Below are 14410 nucleotides of genomic sequence, written 5' to 3'. Positions count from 1 at the left end.
CAGCATGCGGGAGGTTCTGATATACACGAAGGTACCCTGCCCCTATTGTACTAAGGCAAAGGCCTTGTTCAACAAAAAAAATGTGCCGTTCAAGGAGATTGACATCACTGACGATCCTGCAGCCATGAGTGAGATGGTTGAGCGCTCCGGCAGGCGGACTGTGCCACAAATTTTCATTGACGGAGAAAGCATTGGGGGTTGCGACGACCTTTATGCTCTGTACGAATCAGGGAAGTTAGAGCTCTAGGGGCGGTTGGTTCGCCCAGCATACCCACCCACATGGCGCCCTGTAACCATAAGCCTGGACCTACGGCTCATGTCCTTGGTAGACGCTTCAGAATTATGCACCTTTTTCTACCTGATAGGTCGAGGCCGTATCCACAAAAACCCATGCCTGCGTACAGGGCCTCGTTGCGTATTGTGCTTTGATCTTCACCTATCTCTAGAATTGCTCTACCATGCGGGTGCAGGCACCTTCTGAGCACTTTGAAGATCTGCAAGTAATTTTCCATTCCCCTGGCACCGCCATCAAGAGCTTGCAGCGGTTCGTGGCATCGCACCTCACGTTGTAAACCAGGTATCTTGCACCTTTTGATGTATGGAGGATTGCTCACTATCAAGTCAAATTTTCCTTCACACCTCTCCCAGCTTGCACAGCGCAATTTTACTCTCGCAAGCATGGAGTGTTGCATAAAGTTCTTATACGCAACACGGTAGGCCTTGACGCTTTTCTCGAACGCAACGCCTGTTGCATACCTGTAGTGCGCCAGCAGCGCGATTAAGATGCATCCAGTACCGGTACCAAGATCAGCTATTGTAATCCTTCTATTTTGGTTGCCACAAACCCTTATGGCAGAAGACACCACGGTCTCTGTGTCTGCCCTTGGGTCAAGAACGTTTGAATCAACGGTAAAGTCCATGCTCCAAAACTCACGCTTACCAAGAATGTGTGACATTGGAACTCCAGCTGAGCGTTGGTCGAGCAGCACGGACAACCTCTCGGCACATTCTTGCTTTACTGGCATATCAGCGCCTAGTATCATCTCAATGGCGCTTATACCCAGGGCTCGTTGCACAATGAGCTCAGCATCCAGTCTTGGCGTTTCCACTCCACTGTTTCCCAGAATCAACGTGGCTTCGTTCAACAGAGTTGATAGCTTCTTCATCTGCATACAACAAACCCGAATGTCCTCTCGCACAAAAAGGCTGCCTTCGCGCAACGCTTTCGCTCAACGTATGCGCGGGGTCACCGCTACTGAATACCGCACGGCGGGAAACTTACACGCAGCCGACCCCAAACCACTAGACACACCAAAGATCACGCCGAAGCGCTTTTCCTGGTTTAGATCTATTGGTATGGGGGAAATTCCATTTTTTTTGGCGACATAGTAAACACTTCAACCCCGTCTTTGGTCACTCCTAAAGAGTGCTCGAACTGCGCGGAAAGGGAAAAATCCCTGGTCATTACAGTCCACCCATCTCTCCTACTAGTAAGCGTGTGGTGCTTGCCAGCATTTATCATGGGTTCAACCGTGAAAAACATACCCTCTTGAATCACGGTGTCGTCTTCTTCGTCATAATAGTGCACAACGTTGGGGGGAGCGTGAAACACTCTACCCACTCCGTGACCACAGTAATCACGGACAATCGAGTAGCCGTACTTGTCTATTTCCTCCTCGATGGCCATGCCGAGCCTATTGAGCTTTTGTCCGGGCTTTATCTGTTTGATGGCAGCCCACATTGCCCTATACGCTGCTTCGCAGAGGCGCTTAGCCTTAACTGTAGTATTGTCTCCAACCCAGTACATTCTACTGGTATCCCCGTGCCAACCATCCAGGATTACCGTGACATCTATATTTAGTATATCCCCGTCCTTCAGTGCGACATCGTCTGGAATTCCGTGACACACCACACAATTTTTCGAAGTACAAATAGACTTTGGATACCCACGATACCCCAGTGGCGCAGGTACAGCACCAGCAGATGTGATAAAATCATGACAGAGATCGTTCAAAGCATTTGTCGAGATACCAGGTTTGACATGAGGAGTTATGAAATCCAGCACCTCAGCCGCAAGCCTGCCAGCTCTGCGCATACCCTCAAAATCCTCTTTGGAGTGAATGGTTATAATATCAGTCACAGCGCCCCGTTAGCCTAAATTTCCAGAGACAGCCTACTTGGATCCTCTATGTACTGCTTAACGCGTACAAGAAACGTCACCGCACCTTGCCCATCGACTATTCTATGGTCGTAAGAAAGCGCCAGATACATCATTGGCCTAATCTCAATGCTGCCGCCAACCACCACTGGGCGCTCCTGTATCGCGTGCATACCTAAAATACCTGACTGAGGAGGATTAATAATCGGCGTGGAGAGCAGAGATCCGTACACACCCCCGTTGGTAATAGTAAACGTAGCACCAGACATGTCTGCAACAGTCAGAGTGCCTCCCCTTGCCTTCTTGCTCAGCATTACCAACTCCTGCTCTAACTCCGCAAAAGACATAGTCTCTGCCCTTCGTATTACGGGAACCACCAGCCCCTTGTCAGTGCCCACTGCAACCCCAATATTGCAGTAGTCCCTATAGATTATCTCATCCCCGGAAATTTCCGCATTAATCACCGGTATTTCCTTGAGCGCCAGTACCACAGCTTTGATGAAGAACGACATGAACCCCAGCTTCACTTCATACTTCTTCTCAAAACCCTCCCTGTATTTACTCCTAAGCGCCATAACCGCACTCATATCCACTTCATTGAAAGTGCTGAGCGTGGCCGCAGTATTCTGCGATTCCTTGAGTCGCGACGCTATGACCTGGCGAATCTTACTCATTTTGACGCGCCTCTCTCCCGGCGCGCTCACAATACCGTCAACCTCACTGTAAACACGCTGCTGCAGAGCAGAGCCGCTACTTTGGGCATCTTGACGCACAGCAACACTACCAGATGCCCTGCCTGCGGGAGAGACTAGCCCCCCAGAAATAAACTCATCAATTCCCGGAACACAAATTCCGGGACCGGGACTGGTTTGTTTCTCCGCAGTAGTGCTTTGACCCTCAAGCTTACTATCTGTTTGCACTTGCACCGGTCCAGCACTTGGAGGCGCTACCATCTCCGGTTGTTTAGACTCGGACTTTGAACTATCAGACCCGACTTCCTGCTTGGTAATGACCGCCAAAACCTGCCCTTTGGTTATCACTTCTTCATCAGACACGCGCAGCTCAGTAATCACGCCAGAAACCGGGGTTGATATCTCAAGAGAGGTTTTATCCGTTTCAACAACGAACACAACCTCCTCTGCGGAGACTAAATCCCCAACTTTCTTCATTACCCTCACTGGAGCTTCCAGTATGGACTCCCCACCGAGGTTATTTGCTTTGATCTCTACAGTATCACTCATACAGGCAGCTTATTACTCAACGAACGAGCTATGCGTAGACAGATGGACCCAGTCTAGGCACCAAGCCGCAAAATGTCAACCGTGGGTCAACAGCAGCTTATAGATATGATCTGGACAACGTAATGTAGCCATCAGCTGATGTTTGCAGATATTGCATCTCTTCATCAGACAGCATCCTCACATACTTTGCAGGTCTCCCACCCCACAACTCTCCGGATTTTACCACTTTGCCCCTAGTTAGCAAAGACCCAGCAGCCAACATGCTACGCTCCTCCATGAGCGCACGATCCATAACCACGGAGCCCATACCCACAAACGCCATATCCATCAGAGAACACGCATGCAATATGCAGCCGTGCCCTATGGTAACAAACTTCCCAATTGTGGTATCGCCGTATTCCCGATCAACATGCACAACAGTGTTGTCCTGAATATTTGCGCCCTCTCCGACTATTATCTTCCCCACATCACCCCTAAGCGTTGAGCAAAACCAAATACTCGCATTCCTTCCCACGGTGACTTGGCCAATGAGGCGCGCGTTTTCCGCAACAAATGCGGTCGAATCTACGGACGGAAACACACCCATGTGGCCGATTAAAGACGCGTTATTACCCACTCTATCTACCACCAACATGCACAACTGAATTAAACGAGCGCCGCTAAACCCATGCTAGCTCTAGACACCCAGCGCACAAGCTGTACGTCAGCCATGAATCTACCCCAGAACGACAATCAAGCAACAAGAATATTATCTATAAGTCGACAACACCCCAAGTACACAGCCAAAAACACCCTAGCGGGTTTTCTGAAAACTGGCATGCGCTCAAGCGTGTTATTGTCCCGCACCTCAAGATAGTCAACCTTAAATCCAGCTTGTTCTAGGTGCAGCTTGCCACGTTTAATTATCTCTGGCTGACTTTGCGGATCGTCCGATAGATTGTTGCCCACTTCAAGTAGGAACCCGTACAGAAAATTTGCCTTGGCAATCTCCTCATCACTGAGGTATTTATGCCTAGATGATAGGGCCAGTCCCTCAGTACTGCGCACAGTGTTCCCTTGCAGTACTTGCACGTCTATATTCAGATCGCGAAACAGTTTACGCGTCAGGCACAGCATTTGGTAGTCTTTCTCTCCAAGAATCAGGCAGTGCACCTTGGTCTGCATCACCAGTTTAATGAGCACGATCATAATACCGTTCATGAAGTTCCTCCTGGATGCACCGCACAGCTCACGTGCCATGGGACCTATGTCTACGCTGGTGGAAAAACCATCGGGGTACATATCCTTAACGCTAGGAATGTACACAACGTCTACACCAACCTCAGCACATTTTGCGCAGTCTTCTTCTTCGCACCTTGGGTACTTTTCATAATCCTCTCCCGGAGAGAATTGCATGGGATTAACAAATATGCTCAAAATAACCTTGTCCGCATGCTTCTTCATCTCATGAACCAGCGACAGATGACCAGAGTGTAGAGCCCCCATAGTTGGAACGAGGCCTATTTTGCACCCAGAAAAAGAGCTTACAACCCCCCCAATGGACTTTGCATCCTTGACAATCCTCAACTTTGAAGCTCACGGAGTACCGAACACAGCAACATTGTAGGCAAGGAGTCCAGCACTGTCCACAGCAATGTAGCAAATTGTTATTGATATGGAGCATGCGCTAAAGTATAACTTCCCGTGTCCTATCGGGTATCTTGTCGTGGAAAGGCGTTTTTCACTTAGTTTGCTCGCTGTGTTTACTGCTTGCTTCTCAGCTCTGGTGCTCACGCCTGCAAATCCCTCTCATGCACTCAAGATGCACACCAAAGCTCCCCATGCAATAGTGTACGAGCTGGGTTCTGACACGGTGCTCTTTGAGCACGATGCTGACACTGCAGTTCACCCCTCTTCCATGAGCAAGCTTATGACCCTATACCTGGTGTTTCAGCACCTAAACGCTGGCGTCATAAAAATGGACGATACGTTCTCCGTGAGCGAGAGCGCATGGAAGCGCGGGGGTTCTTCTGCTTTTCTCAAGGTTGGGCAGGCGGTCACGGTGAGCGACCTCATCAGAGGCGTGGCTGTTTCATCTGGCAATGATGCATGTATTGTACTTTCCGAAGGGGTCAGCGGTTCCCAGGAGCAGTTCGTGGAGGACATGAACGCTCTGGCAAGAGAGCTCAACATGGGAAGTAGCAATTTTACAAACGTAACCGGGTGGCCTGACGATGAACATGTGATGTCAGTACGGGACATACTGACCGTGTCAGTCAGAATATTCGAGGATTTCCCAGAATACTATCACGTGTTTGGGGAAAAGCAGTTTACATACAATGGTGTTACACAAAAAAACTACAATACTCTGCTGAATTATAACATGGGAGTGGATGGGATAAAGACCGGCCATACAGAGAAGGCAGGCTACGGGATAGCTGCATCAGCAGCGAGGGATAACCGCAGAATCTTCGTGGTGGTGAATGGGCTAAGAACTGAAACGGAAAGGGCGTATGAAACCAAGAGGTTATTCCTTTACGCTTTTAACCGCTTTGAGACAAGGGTAATATTCCCAGCCGGAAGCACAATAGGTGAGGTGAAGGTGTTGAACGGCAAAAGTAGAGTGATCCCTATGTACGTACGAGACGATATAGTGATTAGTTATCCGAGGGACCTGTCTAAAAACGTAAAAGCGTTCGTCTCCCACAAAAGTAAGGTAGCTGCGCCGGTAAAAAAGGACCAGGAAGTGGGAACGTTATCAATACAAGTGCCCGGCATGGCCGAGCGTGTATTCCCTGTTTATTCCGCCAAGGATGTCAAGGCCCTAGGGCCGGTGCGCTCGTTTTTCAGGTCATTGTACGACATAATCTTCCACTAATCATTATTCAGGATTCAGATTCTTGCCTAGAATTTCAATTAGTGTTTTCTCGCTGAAAATTTGCGGCATTGGCCCAACAGACCGTCCCTTGACGTACAGCTCATAAAACGGTATGCCGCCATCACCACGCGCTCCTAAATACTCCGCAATGGAACTGTCTGCGCTGGTAAAATCTGCTTTCATATACACGATGTCGTGCGCATGCATGAAATTTCGCACACTAGCAGATTCGATAATTTTCTCGTTCACTTTACAAGTAAGACACCACTCAGCCCCTATGGCCAAGAACACAGTCTTACCCTGCTCTAACAACATAGCCAACTGCGCCTCAGAAAATTTAACTTTTTCTAGTTTGCTATATACGTGGTCATGCCCATAGAAGCGGGTTATATACATTGAGGAACCCACAACAAAAAGCGGTAGGAAAACAGCCACAGCCTTGGAAAGGGATATCCTCATACTTGACACTATGCCCCAGAACCACACCCCCAGCGATATTACGATGACGGACAACACGGTCGGCAATAGTACGTGCACACCTTTCTGGCTCACTAGAACGTGCAGCAGCCACGCGGCAGTAGCATACATCGGAAATGCTAGAAACTGTTTAAGGTACTCCATCCACTGCCCGGGTTTTGGAAGAAGACGAGATAAACCGGGTGAGCATGACAAGATCAGATAAGGAAATGCCATACCCAAACCCATAACTTGGAATATGGCGATGGAACGCAGGCCGGGTTGCACCAGTGCAAAGCTCACGGCAGACACCATAAACGGAGCTGAGCATGGCGTACCGACAAGAGCCGACAGCACCCCAGCGAAAAAGCTTCCCACATTACGTGCCCCAATCGTTTTACTCACAAATGGCACACTGAAAGGCACGTCGAGAAGTCCAGAGAAAGACAAGCCCAAGAGAAAAGTTATGTGCAGCAATGCAATCACCACAGCCGGAGATTGCATTTGAAATCCCCAACTTAAGAAATGGCCAGCGGAACGTAGCATTATCAACGCTACAGACAAAAACAACATGCTAAACGCGACTCCAGCCGTGTACGATATCCCGTCCATCGCAGCGCCCCACCTACTCTCCGAGCCCTGTCGCATTATGGACAGCACCTTCAAAGACAGTATGGGAAACACGCAAGGCATCAGGTTAAGCAGCAATCCCCCAACAAACGCAAGCCCAAACACACCGAAAGATGTATACTCCATAATCGCTTACCTCCACAGAGTTTTCCGGATGCGCACAGACTCCCCCAGGCTACTTATTATCAACTGCAAAAGCCGCAATAAGCGCCACCAATTCTTTGTCTATGGAGCTAGGCACTAACCGGCTGCCAACTATGTAGGAGTACAACAGATCGTCATCAAGCTCCACTATCCTTTCATACTGCTCAAGTTTTTCAGCACTCAACAGGGGAAGATATCGCCCTGCGAAGCCACCTAGAAGTATGTCTGTTTCCTTGCAACCCCTGTGCGTACTCCTGTAAAACAGCTTCCTTTTCCTCTCTTCAAGACTAAGGTCATTCACTCAGCAAACACCACGCCACTGCAGCCACCACGCAGGAACTTTATACCGCACAATACTGTTGTCAAGGATATAAATATGATATAACATGCTCCTGGTTTCGAGCTTGTCGAGTATCCCTATGGTTTCCTTAGCGCGGGTGTTTGGCGCTTTTCAGGAGGGTTCTTTCTACATTGCTTCTTTCCTTCTTGTACTTTCCGTGGTTGTGTTCGTGCATGAGTATGGGCACTACTCGGTTGCGAAGATGTGCGGAGTTAGAGTCAAAACTTTTTCCCTTGGGTTCGGACCTGAGTTGTTCGGTGTTACAGACGGATCCGGCACCAGGTGGAAGTTTAGTTTGGTACCCGTGGGCGGGTACGTGAAGATGCTGGGTGACGCACAGGAGGACAAGCTCTCTGAAGGCGAGAGATCCTTCGCATTCAACGAAAAGCCCCTGTGGCAGCGGTTTGCCATTGCGGGCGCGGGCCCGGCAGCGAATTTGCTGTTCTCTGTCCTGGTGTTCTTCATATTGTTCAGCACCAGAGGGATTATGAGCCCTATGCCAATAGTGGGTAGCGTTCTTCCAGGAGGCGCTGCGGAAAGGATTGGGCTAATGGTGGGCGATAGAATTATCGAGGTCGATGGCCACGAGGTTTCGTGGTTTGAGGAGATACGGCACTACATAGCCGGGAGCTCCAGCAAAGAGCTCACAATAGTTTTTCTGCGCGACGGTGAGGTGCATTCTGTCAAGCTTTCTCCCGATGTGTGGTCTGATGATGCTAGAAAGTTAGGAATCGCCGCCAGCGTGTCACCGGAGACCACGAGGGCAAGGCGTCTTCCGGTCTTGCACTCCGCAGCTGAGTCTTTTCGGTGTATTTTTAGGATCGTCAAGATCACGCTGTTAGCCATAATTCAGCTTGTCACAGGCGCACGTGGTGTGGACGAGCTTGGAGGACCTGTAAGGATAGCTAAGCACTCCGGTGAATCAATCAGGAATAAGGAAGGACTGTGGTTCGTTGGCCTGATTTCCGCAAACCTAGGGGTTGTGAATCTTCTTCCAATACCCATGCTGGACGGAGGGTACATGCTGCAGTATGCCTTGCAGGGGATTTTGCGTCGCAGAACCATAGATCCCAAATATCAGAATGTCATGATGGCTATAGGCTTCGTGCTCCTGGTATCCATGATGGTTTTCGTCACCTTCAATGACGTCAGGAGCATTTTGAAGTGAGTTTTATGAGATATCTTCTTGTTTTCGCTCTGTGCGTAGTTACGTGCGCCCCTGTTGTAGAGCTGGTTGCACCCACGAGCGCAGTAGCTGGTGTCACGAGAGTGAAGGTAGTAGGCAACGAGCGGCTTGATTCTGGCACAGTGCAGTTTTACGCCAAAGTCCCCCTTATCGGGGATATCACCCAGTCCGAAATAGACACTGCGATAAAAAATCTGTACTCAACCTCCCTGTTCTCCGGAGTTAGCATCAACGTAGTGGGGAACGAGCTGGTCATAAAGGTAAAGGAAAATCCGGTAGTGCGGAGTATCAAGATAGTAGGAAACAGGTTATTTTCCGACAAAAACCTCGAGAATGAGGTGCTCAAGATGAAAAGAATGAGCATCTTCACTGAAGCCAAACTCAATAGAGATCTGTCAACCTTGCACGCACTCTATCAGAGCAGAGGTATGTTGGGTGCTAAGGTATCTTATTCAGTCAAAAGAGCTCCTCACAACGCAGTGGATATAACGCTCAATATCGTGGAGGGAAAGTCTACGCGCATCAGTGAGATTAGGTTCGTGGGCAACAAGGAGTTTTCGTCTGAAGAGCTCAAGGCGGCTATATCCTCAAAGGAGCACACACTGAAGCAGGCTTTCGGCCTCTTTAGCAGCAGCACAAAGTTTTTCACGGAGCGATTAGTGGTTGATCAGTCTCTACTACGTGAGTTTTATGCGAGCCGGGGTTTCCTTGATTTCAGGGTTAAGTCTGTGGTGCCTGAGGTTAGCAAGAACCTAATGCGCGCAACCATAGTGTTTTCTGTGGAGGAGGGAAAAAAGTACCAATTTGGTGAAAGCACAATTGACGTGAGCGATATAGCACACAGTTACGAGGGAATAGAAAAAGATCTACTGAAGCTGGTGCTATCAAAAAAAGGTGAGGTATTTGACGTAACTATGGTCAACGGGTCGGTTGCGCGCATTACCGCGTATCTGAATGATCGAGGTAATCTGTTTGCGTCCGTCAACAGCGATTACAACGTACAAGGCAATGCAGTAAACGTGAAATACAGCGTGTCTCTGGGCAGCAGCGTTTACATACACAGGATAAACATAGTAGGTAATGACAGAACGCTAGATCACGTGATACGAAGTAAGCTTGGAGTCTCTGAGGGGGATGTATACAGTACATTAGCCATCAGACAGTCCCGCAGAAGGTTGATGGGCGTAGACTTCTTCGAATCTGTAGATGTAGAAACTCAGAGAGTTTCCGAGAGCCTGGTAGACTTGAATTTCAAGGTAAAAGAGCGCAGTACTGGCTCGTTTGATATAGGTGCGGGTTTTTCTTCAGAAAGCGGCCTAGTCGGCAAGATAAGCATTGGAGAGCGGAATGTGCTAGGAACCGGTAAGGTAGTCGCATTAGATGTCTCCAGATCCATGACGAGCCTATCGGGAACACTTGACCTGGTGACTCCCAACATATTTGACAGCGAGGTTGCTTTTGGAGTAGGGGTTTTCTACTCACAGCAGGGAAATGCGTCATTCCCCGATAAGAAGAAAACTCTTAGGCTGCTCCCTCCCTCTGAAGGAGGCTCGTTTAGCAATACAAATGCAGGGCTTTCCACGCGGTTATCCTGCAATTTCACTGATAGTGTCGCTGGATCTTTGCAGTACTACTACAAATACCACAGAATACACAACATCGGAGAGTCGGCTTCTATCTACATAAAAGAGCAGGAGGGCAGGCATCTGGACTCCGCCGTGGGCTACTCGCTGGTGTACAGCAGCTTGGATAGCGCGTATAAGCCAAGCAGCGGGGTGTTTGCGAAAGTGAGTCAGTCGTTTTCTGGTGTTGGTGGGAACTTGCACTACGTTAAGACAGAGGCTTCCAGCGCTCATTTCTTCCAGGTATTTAGAAAAATAAACGAGGACATAATACTGAAAATAAAGCCATCCTTCGGATATGTGTTTGCGTATTCCGGCGAGACGGTCAAGATAGGACAAAGGTTCTTCGCAGGAAGTAGCGAAATTAGAGGCTTTGCTTCCTCTGGCATTGGTCCCAGGGACCGTACAACTAAAGAGTCTTTGGGCGGCAAGTTGTTTTACGGGGTAGTTACCCAACTGGACTTCCCTATAGGTCTGCCGGAGCACTTGGGGATTAAAGGCTCTGTATTTGCCGACGTAGCAAGTCTATCTAGGCTAGATTCGGTGGTCGTCGGGTATGACACGAGCGACTTACCTAGGCTGTCAGTGGGGTTTGGATTTTCTTGGAAATCCCCCTTTGGGCCAGTGAGAATAGATTTTGGATTCCCATTAGTAAAGGAAAAGTTTGACATCAGAGACAAAATCAGGATTTCCACAGATGCGGGTGTTTAGGTATGTTTAGATTTCTTACAGTATTTCTCTCGTTGATTGGGTTTCTTTGCTCATCAGGTGCAGTTGCGGACACCACCGCGGTGGCCGGCAAGTTTGTGCTGTTCATAGATTCCGATAAGGTGATGAACGAAGCACTAGTGACAAAAGACATTAGGGCGCAGCTCGACAGGAGGCGCAAGGAGCTGCAGGGCACTTTCTCTCGTAAGGGTGAGGAGTTGCGTAAGGGGGAAGACGAGCTCATGAAACAGAAGAGCATTTTGAGCTCTGAAGCATTTGACGCCAAAGTTGCGGAATTTCGCAAGGAAGTTGACTCTCTGAACAGAGATGCTGCAACCAAGATGTCCGAGCTCGAAAGCATTTATAGCGGTGCCATGGAGCAGGTTTATAATAAAATTCAGCAAATCTCCAAGAATTTAGCTGGCGAGCTTGGTGCCACAATTGTGCTCTTCATGCCCAGAAGTAAGGCTGTATATGTGGAGGCTGGGTCCGATATTTCTGATAAGGTGCTGGAGACCTTGAATAAGGACCTGTCAAGAGTAAGCATGGGAGACTAGGCCCCAAATGTCTATAACGCTGGATCACAAGCAGATTATGCAAATGCTGCCACACTCGTATCCGTTCCTACTGGTGGATAGAGTTGTGGAGTGCATACCAGGTGAGTCCATAGTCGCGTTGAAAAATGTAACTTTAAATGAGCCGTTTTTTGTGGGGCACTTCCGCGATAACCCGGTCATGCCTGGCGTGCTGATTATTGAGTCTATGGCCCAGTCTTCCATGCTGTGTATACAGTCCTCAGTGCACACAACGCAGGACCCGGAAGAAACTGAAGTCACCCCGGAGGCCGGCAGGCAGGTGTACTTTATGTCAATAGACTCAGCAAAGTTTCGCAGGGTTGTCGCACCTGGAGATACGCTAACAATAAAATCAGCAGTAATCCACAGGCGCGGCACCGGATGCAGGTTTCAGTGCTATGCTTATGTTGAAAATGAGCTGGCGTCTGAAGCACAAATTTTGGCAATGATCAGGTGAAAATACATCATGAATGATTCATCGACGGGTAGAATGGCCCTGATATCTGTGTCTGACAAGACGCGCATAGAGGAGCTTGCACGATTTATAACAGAAAAAGGCCTCCGCATATTAGCAACGCAGAACACGTACAGTACCCTAAAGCAGGCCGGCATAGACGCAGTAGAAGTTTCTGAGTATACCGGCTATCCAGAAATGATGGACGGCAGAGTGAAGACGTTACATCCGAAGATTTTCGCTGGTATCTTGTGCAACAGAGATAATCATAACTCAGAATTGGAAAAGTTTGCGATTGCGAATATAGATCTGTTAGTTGTCAATTTGTACCCATTTCAGCGCCTTGCAAGCACGAAAATACTACCAGACAACAAGATGATCGAGCAGATCGATATAGGAGGAGTCTCGCTCCTGCGCGCAGGGGCAAAGAACTTCCAGCATGTTACTGTTGTGTCGGACGTACACGATTACGAAGGGTTGATGCAGGAAATGTCTAACCACGAGGGAGCTACAACACTTGAATACAGGAGGGCCATGGCCGCTAGGGCTTTTGCCCGCGTAGCTTCCTACGATGCGTGTATACATTCATGGTTGGTGGGTAACACAGGAGAGCCAAAAATGCCGCAAGAAATAATAATACACGGCAAGAAAGTTCAGGATTTACGCATTGGGGAAAATCCGCACCAAAAGGCTGCTGTGTATAGTGTATACGAGGGTGGCCTACCAATGGCGCTGCCGATAGAGCAGATGCACGGCAAAGAGTTGAGCTTCAACAACGTCGTCGACGTTGAATCTGCCGTAAGGATAGTTGCCGAATTTGACATCCCAGCAGTCTCAGTAATAAAGCACGGCAATCCCTGCGGAGCAGCAGTTTCCAGCGTCGAGATTGATGATGCATACGAAAAGGCCATCACCTGCGATCCCAAGAGTAGTTTTGGAGGAGTAATAGCGTTTAACAGGGAAGTTACAGCAGACATTGCAAAAAAAGTCTCAGAAGTGTTTATAGAGGCGGTGGTTGCCCCGAGTTTTGCTGAGGAGGCACTAGAAATACTGTGCAAGAAAAAGAGTCTACGAGTAATAAAATGCAGGCCATATCCGACCAGTGGATTGGTTCTCAAGAGCACTCTGGGAAGTGGTTTTCTACTCCAAGAGCGTGACAACAGCATGGTCGGCATCAGCGATTTTCTGAAAGTCACAACAAAAGAAGCGCCTCCGGAAGCACTGCATGATCTTCTATTCGCGTGGAAAGTGTGCAAACATGTGAAGTCCAATGCAATCGTAATAGCGCGCGATGGGCGCGCCATCGGAGTGGGCGCAGGACAAATGAGCAGGGTAGACAGTGTTGAGATTGCAGTGAAGAAAGCACAAGATTGCACGGACACCGTCATGGCGTCTGACGCATTTTTCCCATTTGCAGACAGCGTACAGCACGCGGTTGCCGCGGGCATATCAGCTATAGTACAGCCTGGAGGCTCTGTGCGGGATAAAGAAGTGATAGATGCTGCGAACAGCAGTGGTATAGCAATGTACTTCACGGGTTTTAGAAGCTTTTGCCACTAGCTACGCAGGGTTCTGTGCAGGCTCAGGGTACTGAAAGTTCAAGTGTCACATCTGAGGATCCAGCTCTTGAAGCTGTGTCAGAGTTAGATGGTGATGGTGACGTATTCCAGTTAGCAACACATAGCGTACAAGAACTCTCAAGCAAAATTGGTCGTGTCATAGCTAGGGAAGGGACTGATGATACAGTTACCAAAACTCTGAAGGATCTTGTTACTCAAGTTGAGGAGCTCCGGAAACAAAATGCTGAGCTGACAATGATGCTCTATGAGAAGATTACTGAAGAGAGCAAGAAACAAACTGAAGCTCTAGCTGCTCAGAAGACTGAGCTGACTCAGCAGATTACTGATAAGAGTTCTGAGCTTGGTACGCAGATTGCTGCTACGACGATCACACCTGGTAGGGAGCTCGCTCAGGAAACCAAGGTACGAGCTGCTCAGGGTGCTGCACTTGATCAGAAGATTGAGAAAGAGGCTAAGGCA

At 48.8% G+C, this 14410-nt stretch carries 15 protein-coding genes; 8 read left to right on the top strand and 7 right to left on the bottom strand.

Annotated elements, in window-relative coordinates; genetic code table 11:
• Nucleotides 1–4: 4 nt before the first annotated feature.
• Nucleotides 5–247, top strand: coding sequence for a glutaredoxin 3 (gene grxC, locus OC187_RS04005; protein WP_262997667.1), 243 nt, complete (start codon nt 5–7; stop codon nt 245–247).
• Nucleotides 248–314: 67 nt separating this feature from the next.
• On the opposite strand, the gene prmC is transcribed toward grxC, so the two are convergent.
• From prmC to panC, 5 genes are all read right to left on the bottom strand, one after another.
• Nucleotides 315–1172 (bottom strand): peptide chain release factor N(5)-glutamine methyltransferase, encoded by an 858-nt coding sequence (prmC, locus tag OC187_RS04000; protein ID WP_263008616.1) that lies wholly within the window; start codon nt 1170–1172, stop codon nt 315–317.
• Between the two features lie 176 nt (nt 1173–1348).
• A complete protein-coding gene (gene map, locus OC187_RS03995; protein ID WP_262997665.1) occupies nt 1349–2140 on the bottom strand; it encodes a type I methionyl aminopeptidase in 792 nt (263 codons plus the stop codon).
• 14 nt (nt 2141–2154) lie between these two features.
• The gene (gene odhB, locus OC187_RS03990) at nt 2155–3399 is read right to left on the bottom strand and encodes a 2-oxoglutarate dehydrogenase complex dihydrolipoyllysine-residue succinyltransferase (protein ID WP_262997664.1); all 1245 of its coding nucleotides are present in this window, start codon (nt 3397–3399) and stop codon (nt 2155–2157) included.
• Between the two features lie 97 nt (nt 3400–3496).
• On the bottom strand, nt 3497–4033 hold the full coding sequence (locus OC187_RS03985; RefSeq protein WP_262997663.1) for a gamma carbonic anhydrase family protein: 537 nt from the start codon (nt 4031–4033) through the stop codon (nt 3497–3499).
• A gap of 98 nt (nt 4034–4131) precedes the next feature.
• Complete coding sequence (gene panC / locus OC187_RS03980) at nt 4132–4965, bottom strand: pantoate--beta-alanine ligase (protein WP_262997662.1); 834 nt, start codon at nt 4963–4965, stop codon at nt 4132–4134.
• Nucleotides 4966–5053: 88 nt separating this feature from the next.
• On the opposite strand from panC, the gene OC187_RS03975 reads away from it, so the two are divergent.
• Nucleotides 5054–6256 carry a D-alanyl-D-alanine carboxypeptidase family protein gene (locus OC187_RS03975; protein WP_262997661.1) on the top strand — a complete coding sequence of 401 codons (1203 nt, stop codon included), beginning with the start codon at nt 5054–5056 and terminating at the stop codon, nt 6254–6256.
• A gap of 3 nt (nt 6257–6259) precedes the next feature.
• On the opposite strand, the gene OC187_RS03970 is transcribed toward OC187_RS03975, so the two are convergent.
• On the bottom strand, nt 6260–7468 hold the full coding sequence (locus OC187_RS03970) for a protein-disulfide reductase DsbD family protein (protein ID WP_262997660.1): 1209 nt from the start codon (nt 7466–7468) through the stop codon (nt 6260–6262).
• Nucleotides 7469–7517: 49 nt separating this feature from the next.
• Nucleotides 7518–7787: an FAD assembly factor SdhE gene (locus tag OC187_RS03965; protein WP_262997659.1), complete on the bottom strand. Its 270-nt coding sequence runs from the start codon at nt 7785–7787 to the stop codon at nt 7518–7520.
• Between the two features lie 118 nt (nt 7788–7905).
• Between OC187_RS03965 and OC187_RS03960 the strand changes: the two genes are divergently transcribed.
• The 6 genes from OC187_RS03960 to OC187_RS03935 all read left to right on the top strand — a co-directional run.
• The gene (locus OC187_RS03960; protein WP_263008615.1) at nt 7906–8994 is read left to right on the top strand and encodes a M50 family metallopeptidase; all 1089 of its coding nucleotides are present in this window, start codon (nt 7906–7908) and stop codon (nt 8992–8994) included.
• A gap of 5 nt (nt 8995–8999) precedes the next feature.
• Nucleotides 9000–11345: an outer membrane protein assembly factor BamA gene (bamA, locus tag OC187_RS03955; RefSeq protein WP_262997657.1), complete on the top strand. Its 2346-nt coding sequence runs from the start codon at nt 9000–9002 to the stop codon at nt 11343–11345.
• 2 nt (nt 11346–11347) lie between these two features.
• Nucleotides 11348–11899, top strand: coding sequence for an OmpH/Skp family outer membrane protein (locus OC187_RS03950; RefSeq protein ID WP_262997656.1), 552 nt, complete (start codon nt 11348–11350; stop codon nt 11897–11899).
• Nucleotides 11900–11906: 7 nt separating this feature from the next.
• A complete protein-coding gene (gene fabZ, locus OC187_RS03945; RefSeq protein WP_262997655.1) occupies nt 11907–12374 on the top strand; it encodes a 3-hydroxyacyl-ACP dehydratase FabZ in 468 nt (155 codons plus the stop codon).
• Nucleotides 12375–12383: 9 nt separating this feature from the next.
• Complete coding sequence (gene purH, locus OC187_RS03940) at nt 12384–13931, top strand: bifunctional phosphoribosylaminoimidazolecarboxamide formyltransferase/IMP cyclohydrolase (RefSeq protein ID WP_262997654.1); 1548 nt, start codon at nt 12384–12386, stop codon at nt 13929–13931.
• A 74-nt stretch (nt 13932–14005) separates the two neighbouring features.
• Nucleotides 14006–14410 (top strand): hypothetical protein (locus tag OC187_RS03935; RefSeq protein WP_263008614.1); only part of this gene is annotated, 405 nt, incomplete at its 3' end.

It is taken from the genome of Anaplasma capra (assembly GCF_025628805.1).
GTDB lineage: Bacteria > Pseudomonadota > Alphaproteobacteria > Rickettsiales > Anaplasmataceae > Anaplasma > Anaplasma capra.
This window is presented reverse-complemented; position numbering and strand designations above follow the sequence as displayed.

Excerpts from the sequence above, each read along its gene's own strand:
- grxC (WP_262997667.1), top strand. The coding sequence starts at position 5 with ATGCGGGAGGTTCTGATATACACGAAGGTACCCTGCCCCTATTGTACT.
- prmC (WP_263008616.1), bottom strand. The coding sequence starts at position 1,172 with ATGCAGATGAAGAAGCTATCAACTCTGTTGAACGAAGCCACGTTGATT.
- odhB (WP_262997664.1), bottom strand. The coding sequence starts at position 3,399 with ATGAGTGATACTGTAGAGATCAAAGCAAATAACCTCGGTGGGGAGTCC.
- OC187_RS03985 (WP_262997663.1), bottom strand. The coding sequence starts at position 4,033 with ATGTTGGTGGTAGATAGAGTGGGTAATAACGCGTCTTTAATCGGCCAC.
- OC187_RS03975 (WP_262997661.1), top strand. The coding sequence starts at position 5,054 with ATGGAGCATGCGCTAAAGTATAACTTCCCGTGTCCTATCGGGTATCTT.
- OC187_RS03970 (WP_262997660.1), bottom strand. The coding sequence starts at position 7,468 with ATGGAGTATACATCTTTCGGTGTGTTTGGGCTTGCGTTTGTTGGGGGA.
- OC187_RS03960 (WP_263008615.1), top strand. The coding sequence starts at position 7,906 with ATGGTTTCCTTAGCGCGGGTGTTTGGCGCTTTTCAGGAGGGTTCTTTC.
- bamA (WP_262997657.1), top strand. The coding sequence starts at position 9,000 with ATGAGATATCTTCTTGTTTTCGCTCTGTGCGTAGTTACGTGCGCCCCT.
- OC187_RS03950 (WP_262997656.1), top strand. The coding sequence starts at position 11,348 with ATGTTTAGATTTCTTACAGTATTTCTCTCGTTGATTGGGTTTCTTTGC.
- fabZ (WP_262997655.1), top strand. The coding sequence starts at position 11,907 with ATGTCTATAACGCTGGATCACAAGCAGATTATGCAAATGCTGCCACAC.
- purH (WP_262997654.1), top strand. The coding sequence starts at position 12,384 with ATGAATGATTCATCGACGGGTAGAATGGCCCTGATATCTGTGTCTGAC.